Genomic DNA, 18,610 nt, shown 5'->3' with positions numbered 1-18,610 from the left:
CGCAAGGCAAGATCGAGCGCTGGCACCAGACGCTGAAGAACCGGATCCTGCTCGAGAACCACTATCTGCCCGGCGCGCTCGAGGCCGCCATCGGCGACTTCATCGATCACTACAACCACCGCCGCGTCCACGAGAGCCTCGGTAACGTCACGCCTGCCGATGCCTACTTCGGCAGGGCGCCGGCCATCCTCGAGGAGAGAAGGAGGATCAAGGACGAAACCATCCGGCAGCGCCGCTTGCTCAACCAGCAGCCCGCAGCCTAACGTCAACCCAATCGAGCCAGACCCTCCAAAGCGTCATGGCCTCCGAAGTCCCGAAATATCTGACGACGGACAGGTCCCGACATGCCGATTACCGCTGCGTTCGATCTTCATGCTCATGTCACCGAGCACACTCTCGCCCCGCTCGATTTCCTTGCTGGATACCTGACCAACCCTCACGGCGACCAGGCTGCGACTTCGCATCGCGCCTTCAAGGCAGCACAGGACATCTTCGAAGGGCGCCTTGATCCACGTTGCGCCGCGGTTTTCTTCCCAATGCTCACTTTGGGCAATGATCGCACGGACGAAGATCCGCTGCGCACATTGCATGCCTACGCCAAATCTCATGTCGATAAAGGCTCCGTCTACGACGTCTCCATCTTCAATGCACAACAGTTCCTTGACGTGGAGAAACTCGGTCAAGTCGTTCTCGTCTATGGTAACGGTGACGATGAAGTCGCGGAACGCCTGGCTGATGAGCTTGCCGAACGTCTTTGGGCCTCGCGCGACCGGCTCGTTGGAACCTATCCTTCGCTCGATCCGTGTTTGGACCGGATCGAAGCGGAGGACCTGACGCTGGTTCTTGGCGACCAAGGCGATCGGGTCGCCGGCGGCGGCCCTGGCGACAGCACTTTCATCCTGAACAGGCTGATGGAGCGAAATTTCGGCAAACCTGCCATCCTGCCGATCTACGCGCCCGAGGAAGTAGAAAAATGCAAGGCGGCTGGAGAAGGCGCCGAGATCGAACTGACCTTCGGCGGGCGCTATTCGACCGCTTCGCCGCCCGTCACCGCGAGGGGCCGCGTGGTCGCAGTCGGTAGCGACACGCCCGTCATATACGATGGGCCGTCCGATGGCGGAACGAAGACCTATCTGGAAAGCTGGGCCGTTTTCCAGTTCGGAGAGATCCGGATCCTGCTGACCAGCCAACCCTATTCGTACATCGATCCCGCCTACTTCCGCAGTGTCGGCGTCGACCCCAAGGCAATGAAATTGATCGTGGTGCGTTCAGGCTACCACTATTCCCTCAACTTCGCCTCTGTTGGCGAATGCATCACGATCGACACGCCGGGCATCACGTCCTACGACATCGGGCGCCTTCCATGGAACACCGCCCGGCCATTCTATCCTATCGATAAGATCGATTTCGCGCCGCGTCGTTATCTGCGCAGCCCTCAAGCGAGGACGCACGAGCGGTGGTAAAGCCTGCCTTTCATCCGTTAAGGCATTCGGTTGCGTTGACGAACCCCATTCCGTGAGTCCGAGCTAGCATGGCATCGATCATCCTGCGCCGTCTTCTTGCGACGGTACCAGTCATGGGCGTCGTCGCGCTCTTCGTGTTCTCGCTTCTTCACCTCTCGCCCGGCGACCCAGCAACGATCCTGGCTGGCGATCAGGCCTCCCCGGCAGATGTTGAACGCCTTCGCGATGCACTGGGCCTCGACCGAGCGCTTCCGATCCAGTTCCTGGAATGGATCTGGCGTGTGGTCCAACTGGACCTGGGCACCTCCATCTTCACGGGTCTTCCAGTCACCGATCTCATCGTACAGAGGCTTGAGCCGACGTTTTCGCTGATGGGCCTTACGTTGCTGTTTTCGGTGCTGACGGCGGTTCCGTTGGGCGTTCTCGCAGCCTGGAGGGCCAACACGTTTTCCGACCGGGCGATTATGGCCGGTGCCGTTCTTGGCTTCTCCGTGCCCGTCTTCGTTGTGGGCTACATTCTTGCCTGGGTGTTTTCCATCAAACTCGGCTGGCTGCCCGCGCAGGGCTATCGTCCGATCGAGAACGGGTTCTGGCCTTGGCTGCGCAATCTGATCCTTCCGTCGATGGCATTAGGGTTCATCTATATTGCGCTTATCGCGAGAGTGACGCGCGCCAGCATGCTTGAAGTTCTAGGTCAGGATTATATTCGAACGGCCAAGGCGAAAGGCGTCTCAAGAAGAGGCGTTCTCTTCGTTCATGCCCTAAAAAACGCGGCGGTTCCCGTTGTGACGATCATTGGCATCGGCGTTGCTCTACTTATCAGCGGGGCTGTCGTAACGGAAACCGTTTTCGCTATACCTGGCCTGGGAACGCTCGTGGTTGATGCGATTCTAAGGCGTGATTACCCGGTCATTCAGGGTGTCATATTATTCTTTTCTTTCGTTTATGTATTAATTAATCTTATTGTTGATTTGATTTATACAGTTTTCGACCCAAGAATTCGGTATTGAGTTTGGTTTCAAAGATGTCAGTTGCAGCAAATCCACATCCCGATTTGAATGGCGGGGGAAGAGCCTCCCTCTTGGCGGCCGTCTCCCGTCGGCCCACCATCGCCATTGGAGCCACGCTTTTCGCGACCATGGCGCTCTTGGCTGTTTTCGCGCCTCTTCTTGGCACCACCGATCCGACGGCGATCAACCCGACGGCGCGGCTGCAATGGCCCTCAGCCGAACATTGGTTCGGTACCGATATGGCCGGACGGGACATCTATTCCCGCGTCATCTACGGCGCGCGAGTATCTCTGATCGTCGGCGTCAGCGTTGCGCTGCTCGCCTCCGTCTTCGGGTTGTTCATCGGTATTCTCGCTGGCTTCATCCGCGGGCTGGATGGGGTTTTGATGCGCATCATGGATGGTCTGATGTCCATCCCCTCCATCCTTCTCGCAATTGCGCTTGTCGCGCTCACCCAAGGCTCGCTCGCCAGTGTGATCACGGCTATCACGATCGCCGAGGTCCCGCGGGTCACGCGTGTCATCCGCAGTGTGGTTCTCTCTTTGCGTGAACAGCCCTACGTCGATGCCGCGATCTCGGCGGGCACGACGACCCCGATGATCATTCTGCGTCACATCCTTCCCAATACGCTCGCCCCTCTCACCGTGCAGGCGACGTATCTGTGCGCGAGTGCAATGATCATTGAAGCCGTTCTGTCTTTCGTCGGCGCCGGCATGCCGCCCTCCACGCCTTCTTGGGGAAACATCATGGCCGAAGGCAGAGCGATCTGGCAGGTGCGCTTGAACATCGTCCTGTTCCCGGCGCTGTTCCTGTCGCTCACCGTTCTTGCGGTCAATCTCCTCGGTGATGGGCTACGCGATGCTCTTGATCCGCGTGCCCAGCGAAACGCGTGACCTATTCCTCTGACGAAGGATCAACGATGACGTCGCCCATTCTCAATGTCGAGAATCTCAAGGTCGCTTTCAATGTCGGAGATGACCGTTGGCGTCAGATCGTCCATGGCATTTCCTTCAACGTTCGAGAGAAAGAGACGGTCGCGATCGTCGGTGAATCCGGGTCGGGCAAGAGCGTGTCGGCGATGGCTCTTATGCGCCTTCTGCCGGAGCAGTCGACGAGGGTAAGCGGGTCGGTCAGGCTTGCCGATAAAGAGTTGCTGACGCTCCACGAAGAGCAGATGCGTCGCGTTCGCGGCGACGATATCGCCATGATCTTTCAAGAGCCGATGACGAGCCTCAACCCGGTATTCACCGTCGGCTTCCAGCTCGTTGAGGCAATTCGACTGCATCGCGACATTTCTCGAGCCGACGCCCGGATGGAAGCGAAGAAGCTGCTGGAGAAGGTGCGCATCTCGGACGCCGATACGCGTCTGGACGATTATCCCGATGCATTTTCCGGCGGCATGCGCCAGCGGGTGATGATCGCCATGGCCCTTGCGTGCAATCCGAAGGTCTTGATCGCGGACGAGCCGACCACGGCGCTCGACGTGACGATTCAGGCGGAAATTCTCGATCTCATTCGCACGCTGCAGGATGAAGAAAGGCTCGCCGTCCTTTTCATCACCCATGATATGGGCGTCGTGGCCCAGATCGCGGATCGCACGTTGGTGATGTATGAGGGAAACATCGTCGAGCAAGGCCCGACGGAGCGGCTTTTCCGTAGTGCCGAACATCCCTATACCCGCGCGCTTCTGGCGGCTGTGCCCCGGTTGGGAGAGAGCGCAGGCCATACCCGTCCGATGCGTTTTCCCGTGGTCGATATTGAAACCGGCAAGGTGGACAGTCCCGGCGAAAGCCCCGATACGGTCGACGACGGTCGAACCGTCTTGGAGGTCGTCGACCTGACGACGCGTTATCCGATCACCTCCGGTGTTTTCAACCGCGTGATCTTGAACGTCCATGCGGTCGAAAAGATATCTTTCACTCTGAAAGCGGGAGAGACGCTGGCGCTCGTTGGCGAATCCGGCTGCGGAAAATCGACGACGGGCCGCTCGATTCTCCGCCTGACCCAGCCAACCAGCGGGTCGGTTATCGTGAACGGAAACGACATCGTCTCGCTGGGGCCAAAGCAATTGCGCGAGGCTCGGCGTGATATGCAGATGGTCTTCCAAGATCCCTTCGCCAGCCTGAATCCCCGCCACACGCTTGGTGATGCGATCAAGGAGCCCCTCTACGCTCACGGGTTCAAGAAGGGCGCATCCGACAGGGTTGCCGACCTCTTGACCCGCGTCGGGCTCACTCCGGACATGTCCCGGAGGTATCCGCACGAACTCTCCGGTGGGCAGCGGCAACGCGTGTGCATTGCCCGCGCCTTGGCGCTGGAGCCGAAGTTGATCGTGGCAGACGAGCCGGTGGCGGCGCTCGATGCCTCGATTAAGGCGAAGGTCGTCAATCTAATGCTCGACCTTCAGGCAAGCATGCAGCTCGCCTATTTGTTCATCTCGCACGACATGGCCGTTGTCGAACGGATAAGTCATCGCGTCGCAGTCATGTATCTGGGCGAGATCGTGGAGATCGGGCCGCGTAGCGCAGTCTTCGGAAATCCGCAGCATCCCTACACGAAGAAATTGCTGTCCGCCGTTCCGGAGGCTGACCCGTCCACTCGGAGCAAGAAAAGAAGCCTGAGCACAAGCACTGAACTCAAGAGCCCGTTTCGCTCCGTAGATTATCGTCCCCCGGCGCGTACTTATCGAACCGTATCCAAGGGTCATCAGGTGCAGGAATGGGGAGAAGAATGGAATAAGGAATTTTATTGCATGTAATCTTGCCGGCTTTGTCCCCGTGCCGTCGGCGCGATTTCTCATTGTGGTGCGGTCCGCCGCCATTCTGCCTCGTCAGGCTTCGCGTGGCGGCCCTGTTCTCGTTTTGCCCCGAATGTGAGCAGCTTCGCTCAAGCTAGCCCGGCCATGTAAGCCTCCCAGTGCAGAGGTTTACCTCATGAGCGAGACGGTTTCGGCAAGGCGGCTTTCCACCCACATCCTTTGGCTGATGAGCCTGTTCGCTCTCATGGCGTTCGGCGGGATGGTGCTGGTCGTCTTCGAGGCTGTCAGGAACACCGACCAAGGCGCCCTGGAACGCCAACGCCAGCTCGTGCGTCACGCCATCGACGAGCAGGTGCAAAGGCTGTCGCAGGACCAGGAGAGCGTCGTCTTCTGGGAGATCGCGGTCCTGCGGGCCAAAACCCAGGACGCGGCCTGGCTGCAGAAGAATGTCGGCATGTGGATGCGCGAATATTTCCGTCATGACCGCACGTTGATTCTCACACCGACCGACGAGCCTCTCATGTCGGTGCGGACCGACAGCTTTTACGGAGGCACGGACGGTGATCTCATCGCCGCCTTCTCCCCGCGGCTTCACGCGTTGCGCCGGCAGGTCGCCTCCGCACGCGAGGCCGAGGCCATCGCCGAGCGCGATATCATGCTCATTGCCAACCGTCCTGCGGTGGTCAGCGCCATGCCGTTTCTGCCGCATTCCGACCGGATCGAGGTGGCGCCCGGCCAGGAGCATATCCTGCTCAGCGTGCAATATCTCGACAGCGCCTTCCTCGAGCGCCTGCGCAACGCCTATCTTCTCGCCGATGCCCGCATCCGGCTGACCGACACGAGCCTTGGGCCCGAGACGGCGTTGCCGATCTCCGGCCGTGATGGCACGCCGCTGGCCTATCTGGTTTGGAATCCGGCCTTGCCTGGCCATGAGCTGATGCGGGCTGTCCTGTCGCCGGCGGTCCTGGCCGGCGCGCTGGTGCTGCTGCTCTTCGGGCTCTATGCGCGCCAAGTCTACCGCAGCTCCGCCGCATTGGAGGCGAGCGAGGTGCATGCGCGCCATCTTGCCTTCCACGACACCTTGACCGGCCTTCCCAACCGCTCGCACCTGTTGCGCCGGCTCGACACCCTGCTGCCGCTTTCCGCAGCCCAGGGCGCGGCACTGATCTTCGTCGATCTCGACCGCTTCAAGGAAGTCAACGACACCTATGGCCACCAGTCGGGCGACGAGGTGATCCGCCAGTTCGCGGCGCGCGCCATCTCGCATCTGCCGCTCTCCGATACCTTCTGCCGGCTCGGGGGCGATGAATTCGCTTTCCTGCTTTGCGGCATCTCTTCGGATGCGCAGATCGCCGAATTCTGCGAGCGCATCGTCGAATGCGCGGTGGCGAGCTTCCATGTGCCGGGGGGCAAGGCGAAGGTGGACGTTTCGGCAGGCTATGCCTGGCTCGGGCCGGCGCTCAGCCGCAGCGAGGTGCTGCGCCGCGCCGATGCCGCGCTCTATGCCGCCAAGCGCGAGGGCGGCGGCTGCTACCGCGCCTTCTCGCCGCAGACCGACGCGGCCATGCGCGCCCGGCGCCAGATCGAGGAGGAGCTCGCCGCCGCCTTGGAGAAGGGCGGCGAGGGGCTTTGCGTCTATTATCAGCCGGTCATCGTCAGCCGCAGCGGCGCCATCGTCGGCGTGGAGGCGCTGGTGCGTTGGCAGCATCCGCGGCTCGGCTTCGTCGCGCCGGCCCTTTTCGTCCCGGTGGCGGAGGAAACCGGCCTCATCGCCAAGCTCGACGCATGGGTGCTCGCCACGGCCTGCCGCGCGGCGCTGAGCTGGCCGGGCCTCACCCTTGCCGTCAACATCTCGCCGCGCTCCTTCCGCAACGCGGGATTGTCGCGCCGTGTCCTGAAAACCCTGCTCGCCGAGCGCTTCGAGCCGGCGCGCCTGGAGATCGAGGTGACGGAAAGCGCCCTTCTCGACGAGAAGAGCGGCGCCGCCTGCGAGCTGGAGCGCTTGCGCGAGCGCGGCGTGCGCGTCGCCATCGACGATTTCGGCACCGGCTATTCCAGCCTGGCGCGGCTGCGCACGCTGAAGGCCGACAAGGTGAAGGTCGACCGCTCCTTCGTGCAGAATATGGGCGAGACGGCCGAGACGACGGCCATCGTCGATGCCGTCATCGATCTCGGTCATGCGCTCGGCCTGACGGTGACGGCCGAAGGTGTGGAGAGCGAGCTGCAGCGCGAATATCTGCGTAGCGCCGGCTGCGATCAGATGCAGGGCTTCTTCTTCTCCGCGCCGGTGCCGGCGGAGGAGATTTCGCAGATGCTTGCAGACGCCGTGCATGCGCGCGCCCGCGGCGTGGCTTGAGCGATCGACAGGCCCGGCGCTGCGCGGCGTGGTCGCGCGGGCCTGCTCCATCGTCGTTGCCTCAATGCGCTGAGACTTCTTCCTTCACCCAGTCGAAATAGGCGCCGTTCACCCCCGGCGCCTCAAGCGTCAGGATCGCCGGCACCTCGTAAGGATGCACGGCGCCGACCTTGTCGCGAAGCGCCGCCTCGCGCTCGCGCGTCGTCTTCAGGATCAGCACCGTCTCGCTCTCCTCCTCCACGGCGCCCTCCCAGCGATAGACCGAAAGCATCTGCGGCAGGATGTTGGCGCAGGCGGCAAGCCGCGCCTGCACGGCCTCTGCGCCGATGCGCCTTGCCGTGTCCAGATCCGGGCAGGGTACGTAGAGGAGAACGAGGCTCGCCGTTTTCTCCCGCTCCGACGCTTGGCTTGCATGCATGGCCTAAAACTCCGTTTTGTCGCGGGCCGACCTCATGCTAGGCGGGCCGCGTTGATCCCTTGGCGTTCACCGAACCATGCCACGCATTGCCATCATGTCCAGCGATTCGCCCGAGGCGCTTGAGGCGGCCGAGATCCTGCGCGCGGCCTATGGCGAGGTGGCGCCGGAGGAGGCCGATATCATCGTCGCGCTCGGCGGCGACGGGCTGATGCTGCAGGCGCTGCACGCGCATATGGATGGCGGTAAGCCGATTTACGGCATGAACCGCGGCTCGGTCGGCTTCCTGATGAACGAATATGCTCCCGAGGGGCTCATGGAAAGGCTGGCCGTGGCCAAGCGGGAGCCGATCCATCCCCTGCGCATGACGGTGCGCACGGCCGAGGGCGAGGAGATCGCCGCGCGCGCCATCAACGAGGTGGCGCTGTTTCGCCAATCCTATCAGGCGGCGAAGTTGCGGCTTGTCATCGACGGGCACGAGCGGCTCGCCGAGCTCATCTGCGACGGCGTGCTTCTGGCGACGCCGGCCGGCTCCACCGCCTACAATCTTTCCGCCCATGGCCCGATCATTCCCATCAACGCCCCGCTTCTGGCGCTGACGCCGATCAGTCCTTTCCGGCCGCGGCGCTGGCGCGGCGCGCTGCTGCCGGACCATGTGACGGTGACCATCACCGTCCTGGAGCCGCTGAAGCGGCCCGTGAACGCCGTCGCCGACCACACCGAGTTCAAGAGCGTGCGCGAGGTGGTGATCGAGGCGCAGAAGGACGTGACCGGCTATATCATGTTCGATCCGGACCATTCCTGGGACGAGCGCATCCTCGCCGAGCAGTTCCGTTACTAGAAGCGTGTCATGCCTTGCTGGAAGCGGTTCTGTTTTGGTTTCGGCGAGGCGAGCGACAGGAGAGACGCGTAGCGCGATGCGGGGGCATCGGGCGAGCGGCTCGACGCAGCGAGCGCCCGCCGAAACAAAACCTGAAAGGCCGGGGGCTTTTGCGCCCAATCCTTCGGCGCTGGGCTCGTCCGTAGCCCCGCTACGGCCTCGCCGATCCGCGAAGGGCGCCGATCTTCAAGGGCGCCGATCTCCAAGGGCGCCGATCTCCAAGGGCGCCGATCCCCAAGGGCGCCGATTCCCAAGGGCCTTGTCGCAAAATCCCCGCGGCAGAACGCATCCATCAAGGCATGACGCGCTCTCGAGCCTTCTGTGCGATGAGCGTTGCGACCCGTGCCCCGAGCAGGGCGCGGCCGGCCGCAATATCGTGGAGCTCTGCGGCGATGCCGATCTGACGACGCCGAAGACGCGGTGCGCGAGATGGCCGCGATAGGCGGCGCCGGTCAGTGCGCGGCGACCTTGCCGAGATGGTCGAGCCCTAGCGCGGCGCGGTGCGGGATGAAGCTTGGCAAGGCGTCGGCAAGGCTTCGCCCGTCGAGCGTGGCGAAGAACGCCTCGGTGGCGTCCGCGAGTATAGGGGTCAGGCCGCAGAACCCGGCCAGCTTGCAGCTCACCTTGCCGTTCCGCAGGCACTCCACCACGGCCGATCCCGCCTCCGACCGGCGCAGCACCTCGCCGATGGAGATGTCCGCGGGCGAAAGGGCGAGGCGCACGCCGCCGCTGCGTCCCCGGCTGGCTTCGATATAGCCTTGCCGGGCCAGAAATTGCGCGACCTTGGCGATGTGATCGAACGACAGACCCTGCTGTTCGGCGATTTCTCTGGTCGGCACCAGACGATCGCCCGTGATGGCCAGGTACATCAGAATGCGCAGGGCATAGTCGGAAAAGGCGGTGAGCTGCATGGAGTGAGATTCGTCAGTTGGAGTGGACAGGGCAAGATTCATATATTACGAATATTGATTACCTAATTAAGACGGAAGAAAAAGGGGGGATACGCGATGCACATGATGGTGCTTGGCGTCAGTCTGGCCTTCATGGCGCTGATTGCCGTCACATTCATACTGGTCGCTCGCGCCAGGCCGCCTCGTTCCGACGCGAACCGAAGTGAGGCGCGCCGTCGCCAGTTGATCTGGGCGATGGTGATTTTTGGCGTCGTCGTCTCGGTCGCCTCGCTCGCGCGTTGGCCGCACGCAGTGTCCGCCGCCCCCACCGAAGTGGTCAATGTCACCGGTACGCAATGGTACTGGGAGATCGACCGCACCGAAGTGCCGCAAGGCGTGCCGGTGCTTTTCAGCGCCAAGACCACCGATGTAACGCACGGCTTCGGCGTGGTCGACGAGAAGGGAAGAATCCTTTTTCAGGCTCAGGTAATTCCAGGATACGAAAATAAGGTCGAGTATAATTTCGACGAACCCGGAATCTATAAGGTCATTTGTCTGGAATTTTGCGGTGTGGCGCATCACGAAATGGTCAACGAGTTTATCGTGGCCGCGCGATGACAGTGATGCGGGTGGAGGCAGGCAAATAAAAACAGGGCCGGCAAAAACGGCCGATTGAAGCGGGGCCGATTGAAGCGGGGCCGGTAGAAGCGGGGCCGGTAGAAACGGGGCCCGTAGAAACGGGGAGAGAGCGCAGATGACGGCTGAAAGCGATTTCGGGACGGTTGCGGCAATGCGCGGCGTCCAGGAGCGGCGGGACGGCGCGGTGCGGCTGGCGATGCTGCTGGGCGGGACCGTGTTCGTGTTGATGATGCTTCTCGGCCTGGTGATGCGCCTTGCCCAGGGCGGCCTCGTCGAGATCGATGCGGCGCTGTTTTATCGCATCATGACGGCGCATGGCGCGGGGATGGTGGGGACCGCGACGCTGACCGGGGCAACCATCCTGTGGTTTTTCACCAACCGCCACGTGCCGTTGCTGGCGGGCGTGTTCTGGGCGTTCCTCGGGCTTTTCCTGCTGGGCGTCGTCTTCATCCTCGCCGCGATCTTCGTCGGCGGCTACGGCGGGGCTTGGACCTTCCTTTATCCGCTGCCGGCGATGTCGGGCGGGTTTTGGCAACCGAGTGCGGCGGCGCTTTTCCTCTTGGGATACGTCTCCATCGGCGTCGGCTTTCTGCTGCTGCATCTGGAAGTGGCGCGCAAGCTGATCGCCGCCTATGGCGGCATTGGCGGCGCGCTCGCCTGGCCGCTCGCCTTCGGACGCGGCCGTCCCGAGGACGCGCCGCCTGCGGGCGTCGTGGCGGCGATGGCCTCGACCATCTTCAACGTCTTGGGCATCGTCGTGGGCGCGGCGGTGCTGGTGGCGAGCATCGTCAACCTGTTGGTTCCCGGCTTCACGGTCGATGCGCTGCTGGCCAAGAACATGATCTATTTCTTCGGCCATGTGTTCATCAACGCCGCCATCTATATGGGCGTGATCGCGGTCTACGAGATTATCCCCGAATATACCGGCAGGCCCTGGAAGACCACGCGCGCCTTCGCCATCGCCTGGACCGTCATTATGCTCTTCACCCTTTCCGTCTATCCGCATCATCTGATGCAGGATCTGGCGATGCCGGCCTGGACGCTGGTGATGGGGCAGCTGGTGAGCTATTTCTCCGGCATTCCTCTCATCGCGGTCACCGCGTTCTCGCTGCTGGTCTATATCCGCGGCGCCGACATGCGGTGGGATCTGGCCTCCGCGTTGCTGGTGCTCGGGGTCGCGGGCTGGTCGGTGGGCACGGTGCCGGCGATCATCGACGGGATGATCGTGGTCAACAAGGTGATGCACAACACGCAGTGGGTTCCGGGCCACTTCCACACCTATCTCCTGCTCGGCGAGGTGGCGATGGCCTTCGGCTTCATGGCGTGGCTGACGCGCGCGCCGGCTGCGCAAGAGCGCCCCGGAGCGGCAAGGCTCACAGGCGCCGACCGGCTGCTCTTTCTGACCTACGCCGTGGGGGGAACCGGCTTCGTGCTGGTCTTCCTGGTGGCCGGCGCCCTGTCGGTGCCGCGCCGCTGGGCGGTGCATGCAACGCAATGGATGCCGCTGGCCCAGGCGGCCTCGGTTTTCGCGGCGCTGGTCATTCTGGCGGTGACGGTGTTCGTGCTGCGTTACCTGTCCGGACTGATACGGCAACGGAGCTGATGCGATGCACCCGTTGCCCGCGAGCCTTGCCGTTGTCGCGGTGGGGGCGGGCCTGTTGTGGCAAGCGACCGATGGCGGGCGTGCGCTGACCACCGAGACGGCGCGTCGCCTTGAGGCGTTGCGTGCCGCGCCGGCGGTGCCGAATGTGCAGCTTCAGTCGATGACCGGCGCCACGCAGAAGCTGGCCGGGGACGGCCGTGTCCGCCTCGTTGAGTTCATCTATACCAGCTGCCCGACCATCTGCCAGGTCGCCGGCAGCGAGATGGCACGGCTGGCCGCCGACATCCGCGCGGCCGGTCTGGCCGACAAGGTTAAGCTGATCTCGCTCAGCTTCGATCCGCGCAACGACGATCCGCCGGCGCTGATGGCCTATGGCAAGGCGCATGGCGCCGACGGAACGCTCTGGTCCGTGGCCCGCCCCGCCGATTCTGACAGCCTTCCCGCCTTGCTTGACGCCTTCGGCGTCGTGGTGATTGAGGACGGTTGGGGCGGCTACGTGCACAACACGGCCATCCATGTCGTCGACGGGCAGGGGCGGCTGCGGGCGATCCTCGATGACGACGATGTTGCGGGGGCGCTGGCGGCCGCGCAAGCGGTGCTGCCATGATGGCGCTGCGCTTCAGCTTGGCCGGCGCGCTCTTGGGGGCGGCATTCTTGGCGCGCGGCGTGCTGGAAGCCGACCCGCTCACCCATATCCTGGTGCAATTGCCGATGCTGGCCGTAGCCGGGGCTCTCCTGCCGGTGCCGGCCGGTTGGGAGCGTGCGCGCTGCAATGCGGGCGGCTGGGCCGCGCTGCTGACGGCGATCTTCACCATCGCCTATTGGATGCTGCCGCGCACCATCGACGCGACCCTGGTGGTCCCGTGGGTGGAGGCTGCAAAGTTCATCGCCCTGCCGCTTGGCGTGGGCTTTGCGCTGCGTCTCGGCTGGGCGCGGGCGCATCCGCTCTTGCGCGGCTTTCTGAAAGCGCAGGCGCTTGCCATGCTGGGCGTGTTGGCCTTTCTCTACACCCATGCGCCGGTGCGCCTGTGCACGGCCTATCTGATGGAGGAGCAAGCGCGGCTCGGGCTCGGATTCCTGATCGTGGCAGGCGGCCTCGCCGTGCTTTGGGTCGCGCCGCTCTTTGCCGTCTGTGCACCGGCGCCGCGCGCCGACCGCGCGGGCGGCCGGGTGCCGGCTTTCGATCCTTAAGGGCTTCTGTGATGAGGTGTGATCAGGCGGCGGCGCGGAACTGGCGGGCGTAAAAGCGGGCCGCGTCCCGCTTGGCCTCCAGCGCCAGGCGTCGCAGTAGCGTCAGAAGTTCGTCGATCTCGCCGCCATGCCACCCGCTGTAGCGTTCCAGGATACCGTCGATGAGGCGCGTGGCGCGGCGATAATCGTGGCTGGCCCCGTCCGCCGCTTCCATGCCCTGCATCACCTGCAGCGCCGCCACGATGCCCGGAACGACGCCGGCGGGCAGGCCGGCCTGGTTGAGGAGCGCATGCAGCGCGGCCGAGCCCGGCGCGGCGAGGAGCGCCCCGACCCGCCGATGCGGCATGCCGGAGATGGCCGTCAGCGCCTCCTGGAAGAAGGGGATCTGGCCTGCGACGAGCGCGCGGATGAGAAGGCGCGGCGTCAGCTCTTCACGGTCGAGGAGGCGGGCGACGAGCTGGGCGAGCGCTGCCGGGCTCGCCGCCTCGGCCATGGCGAGGGCGGATTTCTCCAGCGCCTCGTCGGCCGCCGCGCGGGCGCGCGCCGGCGAGAGCCAGCCGCGCGAGGCGACGAAGGCGCACAGGCTGTCGGCGAGCGCGGCAATGAGAGCCTGGCGCAGGGAGGCCGGCAGGTCCTCGCGCTCAAGCAGCATCTGGCGCAGCTCTGCGTCGTGGCCGAAGCGGGTGACGATGCGCTCCAGCGAGAAGCGCGCGATGTGGGCATAGGGGTTGCACAGAAGCTCGATCGCGGCCTCAAGCTCTCCGACTTCCGCGATCGCGGCGGCGAGCGCCCGCGACACCGGCACGCGGCGCGCGACCGCCATCTGCGCCTGCGGTCCGCCCGTGGCCACGATATCGACGAGCTCGCTGTCGAGGAAAAGCGGCGAATGCTCCAGCACGATCGTTGCGACGTCCTCGTGGTCGCCGGCGAGCGCCAGCATGACATGATGCGGCGCGTCCTCGCTGGCCGCCAGCTCCTGCGCGAGCGCCTGGCGCACCGGCAGATGCGGGTCGTCCAGGAGGATGGTCATCGCCGCCTCCAGCCCGTCGCGCTCCTGCGGGTTGAGCGGTGAGGTGAGGAAGGCGCGCGCGAGTGCGCTCGCCGCTTCTACGCGGCGCTTCGGCACGGCATGCCCTATCCAATTGAGGAAACGTTCGACGATCATCATCGCGGTCGACTCTCTTGATGGAGATCGTGCACGGCGAAGATTAATGATCGGTTCACTATAAAAGCTCACCAATCGCAAACCATGTTTGCGAGGGCCGAGTGGGCGGGCAGGTTCAAGGGGAGAAGGGGCGATGGCAGGACTTTATTTTGAAGATCTCACCGAAGGGCGTCGCTTCGCCCACGAGATCCGGCGCACGGTGACGGAGATGGACAACATGCTCTTCTCCAACCTGACCATGAACCCGCAGCCGCTGCATATCGACCGGCATTTCGCCGAGAACAGCGAATGGGGCCGCCCGCTGGTCAATTCGCTCTTCACCCTCGGCCTGATGATCGGCCTGTCGGTGCAGGACACCACCCTCGGCACCACGCTTGCCAATCTCGGCATGAGCGAGGTGAAGTTCCCCCATCCGGTCTTCCAGGGCGATACCATCCATGCCGAGAGCGAGGTCGTCTCCCGGCGCCCGTCGCGCTCGCGCCCGGATGCCGGCATCGTGGAGTTCCAGCACCGCGCCTTCAATCAGGACGACGTGCTTGTCGCCTCCTGCCGCCGGCAGGCCTTCATGCGCCGCCGTCCGGCGGAGGCGTGAGGCGATGCGCTCCTATCTCTTCGTGCCGGGCGACAGCGAGCGCAAGCTTGAGAAGTCGCTTGCCTCCGGCGCCGATGCGTTGATCCTCGATCTGGAGGATTCCGTCGCCGCCTCGCGCAAGGGCGCCGCCCGCAAGCTGGTGACGGATTTCCTGCTTTCCCATCGCCGAGAGAACACGCCGGCGCTTTTCGTGCGCATCAACGCGCTTGATACCGGCCTTGCCGACGGCGACGTGGAGCATGTCATGACCGGCGCGCCCGCCGGCATCGTCCTGCCCAAGGCGGCGGGCGCTGGCGATGTGCAGCTTCTCGCTTCGCGCCTTGCCGTCGGCGAAGCCCTGCACGGCATTGCGGACGGGGCGACGAAGATCCTGGCGATCGCCAGCGAGACGGCGCAAGCCGTCTTCTCGCTCGGCAGCTATCGCCAGGCCGGCCCCCGCCTTGCCGGCCTCGCCTGGGGCGGGGAGGATCTGTCGGCCGATATCGGCTCCTTCTCCACCAAGCAGGAGGGCGGCGGCTGGAGCGAGCCCTACCGGATGGTGCGCAATCTCTGCCTGTTCGGCGCCGCGGCGGCGGGCGTCGATGCCATCGACACCGTCTATACCGATTTTGCCGGCATCGACGGGCTCCTGGAAGAGGCCGAGGCGGCGGCGCGCGACGGCTTTGCCGGCAAGCTCGCCATCCATCCGGCTCAGGTGGAGCCGATCAACCGCGTCTTCACCCCGAGCCCGGAGGCGGTTGCGGAGGCTGAGGCGGTGGTGGCCGCCTTCCGCGAGGCCGGCGATGCGGGCGTCGTCGCCCTTCATGGCAAGATGCTGGATCGCCCGCATCTGCGCCTTGCCGAGCGGCTTCTGGCGCGCGCCGCGCAGGGTTAGCCGCGCTCCGTAAGCACCGGCCTCACCATCTCGAAGAGCTCTTCCACCACGGCGTAATCCATATAGCCGCAGCGCGCGATCGGGCGGGCGGCGGCGAGGTCGAAGCGTCCCTCCTTGAGGAAGGCGTCGTCGATATAGACCGAGACGACCTCGCCGAAGACGAGCACGTTGCCGGACCATCTGCCGTCGAGCCCGGCGATGCGGTCGGTCTTGAGAAGCTTGCATTCCAGCGCCGCCGGCGATGCCCTCACCCGCGGCGGCTTGACGGCGCGGCTTGCCGCCGTCTCAAGGCCGGCCATCTCCGCCTCGCTGATGCCGCGCGGATAGGGGGCGGAGGTCGCGTTCATCGCCTCGCGCAGATCGAAGGTGGCCAGGCTGCAGACGAATTCGCCGCTCGCCGCGATATGCGTGGCGCTGTCCTTCTCGCCGTAGGAGGAGAACATGACGATATGCGGATGGTCGCAGACGGCGTTGAAGAAGGAATAGGGCGCGAGATTGAGATGGCCCGCCGCGTCCAGGCTGGAGATCCAGCCGATCGGGCGCGGTGCCACGATGGCCTTGAAGGGATCGTGCGCCAGGCCGTGATCCTTGCGCGAGGGCGTGTAATGCATGGCGGGTCCGCAACCTAGCGCGAGAAGAAGGTGGTGAGGGCGGAAATGTCCGGCCGCTCGCGCTCCGGTGTCGGCAGTCTCGGCGTGCCGATATGGATGAAGCCGGCGATCCGCTCTTCCTCCTTGAGGCCGAGCGCGACGCGCGCCTCGCTCTCATAGGCGAACCACCCGGTCAGCCATTGCGCGCCGAAGCCGTGGGCGGCCGCCGCGTGGAGGAAGTTGAGGCAGACCGCGCCGGCGGAGAGTTCCTGCTCCCAGCGCGGGATTTTCGCATGCTCTGCTGCCGTGGAGACGACGCCGACCACCAGCGGCGCGGCGGCAAAGGCGGCCGTCTTGCCCGCCTTGCGTTCCGCCTCGACCGGGTCGGCATCGCCGCGGGCGATCTCGGCGAGCCGCCTCGCCAGTTCCTCGCGCTCCTGCTTGCCGTAGACGATGAAGCGCCAGGGCGCGAGCTTGCCGTGATCGGGAACGCGGGCGGCGATGGCCAGCATGGCGAAGAGGGCAGGGGCGTCCGGCCCCGGCTCGTCAAGCTGCGCGGCGGGGGCGCTGCGCCGCGTCTGAAGATGGGAGAGAAGCTCGTACATGGACTTTCCGGCTAACGGTCTCTTAGCTGCGATCTTGAAATCGCCACGCTTGCCGGCTTACCACGTCAGCATAGCGGTGAAACAGCGGGCTCGGATGATCCGCCTTCCTTCAGCCTTCGATCTCTCCCTTGCGTCGTTCGCGCTGTGCCTTGCGGCCGTTGTCCTTTTAGGCAACGCCCTGGCGCAGGGGTCGGAAGGCGGGGGGGAAGCGTTGTTCCAGGTGACGCCTCCTGCCGGCGGGGCGGCGGGCACGCCTCATAAGCTGGAGCTCGTCGATCCCGGCGCCCCGTTTGGCTCGCCGGAAACGGGGGCGGCCATCGTCCTGCCCGACGGCGTCAGCGGTGCGGCCGGCAATTCCACGATTGTGGGCACCCAGCTGACGCTGCATGCCCGGCTTACCGAGGAGGGGGTGCCGCTTCCCCACGGCCTTACATGGCGCGTCTTCGCCGCCGAAGCCGGGCCGGACGGCGCCCTGCCGCTGGTTGCGACCGCCGAGGGTGGCTCGGCCGCGCTCACCCTGCCTCCCGGCGGCTATTTCGTGCACGCCTCTTTCGGCCGCGCCGGCGCCACGCAGCGAATCGAGCTCGGCGAGGCGCCGCTCGACGAAACACTCGTTCTCGATGCCGGCGGCCTGCGTTTGTCGGCGGTGGTCGGCGAGGATTTTCCGCTGGAGAGGGGCAAGGTCGCGTACGAGATCTATCGGCTCGTGGAGGACGGTCAGCGCGAGCTGATCACCCCGAACGCCGAGGCCGGGCGCATCGTGCGCCTGCATGCCGGCACCTATCATGTCGTCAGCCGCTACGGCGCCCTCAACGCCGTCGTGCGCGCCGATATCGAGGTCAAGGCCGGCGAGCTGACGGAGGCGGTGATCCATCACAAGGGCGCCGAGGTGACGCTGAAGCTGGTGGAGGAGGAGGGCGGCGAGGCGCTTGCCAATACGCGCTGGTCGGTGCTGACGCAGGGCGGCGACACGATCCACGAATCGGTCGGTGCCTTTCCGCACATCATCCTGACGGAAGGTGCCTATACGGCGGTCGCCCGCCACGGCGATACGACCTATGCGCGCGATTTCGACGTCAGCTCGGGCGTCAACGGCGAGGTGGAGGTGCGCCTTACCGATATCGTCCGCCCGCAAGGCGAGCGCCAGGCGCAGTAGCGCCGCCCCTGCCGTTGTCTCTTCATAGGCTATGAGCGATGCCCTAGCGGGCCGAAAGGGGGGAGTCGGAGCGGCTTATACCAGCGGTCATAGCTTCTGACCGACGTGTGCCCACTTGCGCATTCCGATCGAGGTTATGGCGCCTGGGTCCTCGAGTAGCTTCACCCATGCCTCGCAGGCTGCGTCGATGATGGCGTCGTAGGTGTCGAAGGCGCGGTTGGAGAGCCAGTTGGCGCGCAGGTATTGCCAGATGTTCTCGACCGGGTTGAGCTCTGGCGCCCGCGAGGGCAACAGGATGGGCGTGATGTTCTTCGGCACGTCGAGCTTCGATGTCGTGTGCCATCCGGCTCGGTCCATGAGGAGCACGGCGTGAGCGCCCTTGGCGACCGCGCGGCTGATCTCGTCGAGGTGGAGCTGCATGGC

Annotated in this window: 20 protein-coding genes; 14 read left to right on the top strand and 6 right to left on the bottom strand. The window is 64.7% G+C overall.

Annotation, left to right across the window (positions count from 1 at the left end):
- The 6 genes from Q331_RS0118395 to Q331_RS0118370 all read left to right on the top strand — a co-directional run.
- Positions 1 to 263 (top strand): integrase core domain-containing protein (locus tag Q331_RS0118395; protein ID WP_026381871.1); only part of this gene is annotated, 263 nt, incomplete at its 5' end.
- An 81-nt stretch (positions 264 to 344) separates the two neighbouring features.
- Entirely contained in the window at positions 345 to 1,463 is a 1,119-nt protein-coding gene (locus tag Q331_RS22625) for an MlrC C-terminal domain-containing protein (protein WP_051631349.1), read from the top strand.
- Positions 1,464 to 1,531: 68 nt separating this feature from the next.
- Positions 1,532 to 2,473, top strand: coding sequence for an ABC transporter permease (locus Q331_RS0118385; protein WP_026381870.1), 942 nt, complete (start codon positions 1,532 to 1,534; stop codon positions 2,471 to 2,473).
- A 14-nt stretch (positions 2,474 to 2,487) separates the two neighbouring features.
- Positions 2,488 to 3,366: an ABC transporter permease gene (locus Q331_RS22620; protein WP_051631348.1), complete on the top strand. Its 879-nt coding sequence runs from the start codon at positions 2,488 to 2,490 to the stop codon at positions 3,364 to 3,366.
- 26 nt (positions 3,367 to 3,392) lie between these two features.
- A complete protein-coding gene (locus Q331_RS0118375) occupies positions 3,393 to 5,231 on the top strand; it encodes an ABC transporter ATP-binding protein (protein ID WP_026381869.1) in 1,839 nt (612 codons plus the stop codon).
- Positions 5,232 to 5,406: 175 nt separating this feature from the next.
- The gene (locus tag Q331_RS0118370) at positions 5,407 to 7,587 is read left to right on the top strand and encodes a putative bifunctional diguanylate cyclase/phosphodiesterase (RefSeq protein ID WP_026381868.1); all 2,181 of its coding nucleotides are present in this window, start codon (positions 5,407 to 5,409) and stop codon (positions 7,585 to 7,587) included.
- A 61-nt stretch (positions 7,588 to 7,648) separates the two neighbouring features.
- Here the strand turns inward: Q331_RS0118370 and cutA are convergent, their stop codons facing one another.
- Positions 7,649 to 8,005 (bottom strand): divalent-cation tolerance protein CutA, encoded by a 357-nt coding sequence (gene cutA / locus Q331_RS0118365; RefSeq protein WP_026381867.1) that lies wholly within the window; start codon positions 8,003 to 8,005, stop codon positions 7,649 to 7,651.
- Between the two features lie 76 nt (positions 8,006 to 8,081).
- On the opposite strand from cutA, the gene Q331_RS0118360 reads away from it, so the two are divergent.
- The gene (locus tag Q331_RS0118360; RefSeq protein WP_026381866.1) at positions 8,082 to 8,843 is read left to right on the top strand and encodes an NAD kinase; all 762 of its coding nucleotides are present in this window, start codon (positions 8,082 to 8,084) and stop codon (positions 8,841 to 8,843) included.
- Positions 8,844 to 9,334: 491 nt separating this feature from the next.
- Here Q331_RS0118360 and Q331_RS22615 read toward each other — a convergent pair whose 3' ends face one another.
- On the bottom strand, positions 9,335 to 9,793 hold the full coding sequence (locus Q331_RS22615; protein ID WP_034493127.1) for an RrF2 family transcriptional regulator: 459 nt from the start codon (positions 9,791 to 9,793) through the stop codon (positions 9,335 to 9,337).
- Positions 9,794 to 9,889: 96 nt separating this feature from the next.
- Between Q331_RS22615 and Q331_RS0118350 the strand changes: the two genes are divergently transcribed.
- From Q331_RS0118350 to Q331_RS0118335, 4 genes are all read left to right on the top strand, one after another.
- Positions 9,890 to 10,390 (top strand): cupredoxin domain-containing protein, encoded by a 501-nt coding sequence (locus Q331_RS0118350; RefSeq protein WP_026381865.1) that lies wholly within the window; start codon positions 9,890 to 9,892, stop codon positions 10,388 to 10,390.
- 136 nt (positions 10,391 to 10,526) lie between these two features.
- Positions 10,527 to 12,014, top strand: coding sequence for a cbb3-type cytochrome c oxidase subunit I (locus Q331_RS0118345; protein WP_034493124.1), 1,488 nt, complete (start codon positions 10,527 to 10,529; stop codon positions 12,012 to 12,014).
- 4 nt (positions 12,015 to 12,018) lie between these two features.
- On the top strand, positions 12,019 to 12,621 hold the full coding sequence (locus tag Q331_RS0118340; protein ID WP_026381863.1) for an SCO family protein: 603 nt from the start codon (positions 12,019 to 12,021) through the stop codon (positions 12,619 to 12,621).
- Entirely contained in the window at positions 12,618 to 13,205 is a 588-nt protein-coding gene (locus Q331_RS0118335) for a hypothetical protein (RefSeq protein ID WP_051631347.1), read from the top strand. The genes Q331_RS0118340 and Q331_RS0118335 overlap by 4 nt, the downstream gene beginning before the upstream one ends.
- Positions 13,206 to 13,227: 22 nt before the next feature.
- On the opposite strand, the gene Q331_RS22610 is transcribed toward Q331_RS0118335, so the two are convergent.
- Positions 13,228 to 14,373, bottom strand: a complete 1,146-nt coding sequence (locus Q331_RS22610; protein ID WP_051631346.1) for a DUF2336 domain-containing protein — start codon at positions 14,371 to 14,373, stop codon at positions 13,228 to 13,230.
- 85 nt (positions 14,374 to 14,458) lie between these two features.
- Between Q331_RS22610 and Q331_RS0118325 the strand changes: the two genes are divergently transcribed.
- Both Q331_RS0118325 and Q331_RS0118320 read left to right on the top strand, forming a co-directional pair.
- Positions 14,459 to 14,962 carry a MaoC family dehydratase gene (locus Q331_RS0118325; RefSeq protein WP_407637787.1) on the top strand — a complete coding sequence of 168 codons (504 nt, stop codon included), beginning with the start codon at positions 14,459 to 14,461 and terminating at the stop codon, positions 14,960 to 14,962.
- Between the two features lie 4 nt (positions 14,963 to 14,966).
- The gene (locus tag Q331_RS0118320; RefSeq protein WP_026381860.1) at positions 14,967 to 15,836 is read left to right on the top strand and encodes an HpcH/HpaI aldolase/citrate lyase family protein; all 870 of its coding nucleotides are present in this window, start codon (positions 14,967 to 14,969) and stop codon (positions 15,834 to 15,836) included.
- On the opposite strand, the gene Q331_RS0118315 is transcribed toward Q331_RS0118320, so the two are convergent.
- A complete protein-coding gene (locus tag Q331_RS0118315) occupies positions 15,833 to 16,447 on the bottom strand; it encodes a flavin reductase family protein (RefSeq protein ID WP_026381859.1) in 615 nt (204 codons plus the stop codon). The two genes, Q331_RS0118320 and Q331_RS0118315, sit on opposite strands and share 4 nt — an antisense overlap.
- Before the next feature lie 14 nt (positions 16,448 to 16,461).
- The gene (locus tag Q331_RS0118310; RefSeq protein ID WP_026381858.1) at positions 16,462 to 17,031 is read right to left on the bottom strand and encodes a nitroreductase family protein; all 570 of its coding nucleotides are present in this window, start codon (positions 17,029 to 17,031) and stop codon (positions 16,462 to 16,464) included.
- A 220-nt stretch (positions 17,032 to 17,251) separates the two neighbouring features.
- Between Q331_RS0118310 and Q331_RS22605 the strand changes: the two genes are divergently transcribed.
- The gene (locus tag Q331_RS22605) at positions 17,252 to 18,187 is read left to right on the top strand and encodes a hypothetical protein (protein ID WP_245615737.1); all 936 of its coding nucleotides are present in this window, start codon (positions 17,252 to 17,254) and stop codon (positions 18,185 to 18,187) included.
- A gap of 87 nt (positions 18,188 to 18,274) precedes the next feature.
- On the opposite strand, the gene Q331_RS0118300 is transcribed toward Q331_RS22605, so the two are convergent.
- Positions 18,275 to 18,610: transposase (locus tag Q331_RS0118300; RefSeq protein ID WP_026381657.1), on the bottom strand; the 336-nt coding region annotated here is incomplete at its 5' end.

This window comes from Afifella pfennigii DSM 17143 (assembly GCF_000688515.1).
Classification (GTDB): domain Bacteria; phylum Pseudomonadota; class Alphaproteobacteria; order Rhizobiales; family Afifellaceae; genus Afifella; species Afifella pfennigii.
The sequence above is the reverse complement of the archived record's forward strand: the minus strand, read 5'-3'. Positions and strand labels throughout refer to the sequence as shown.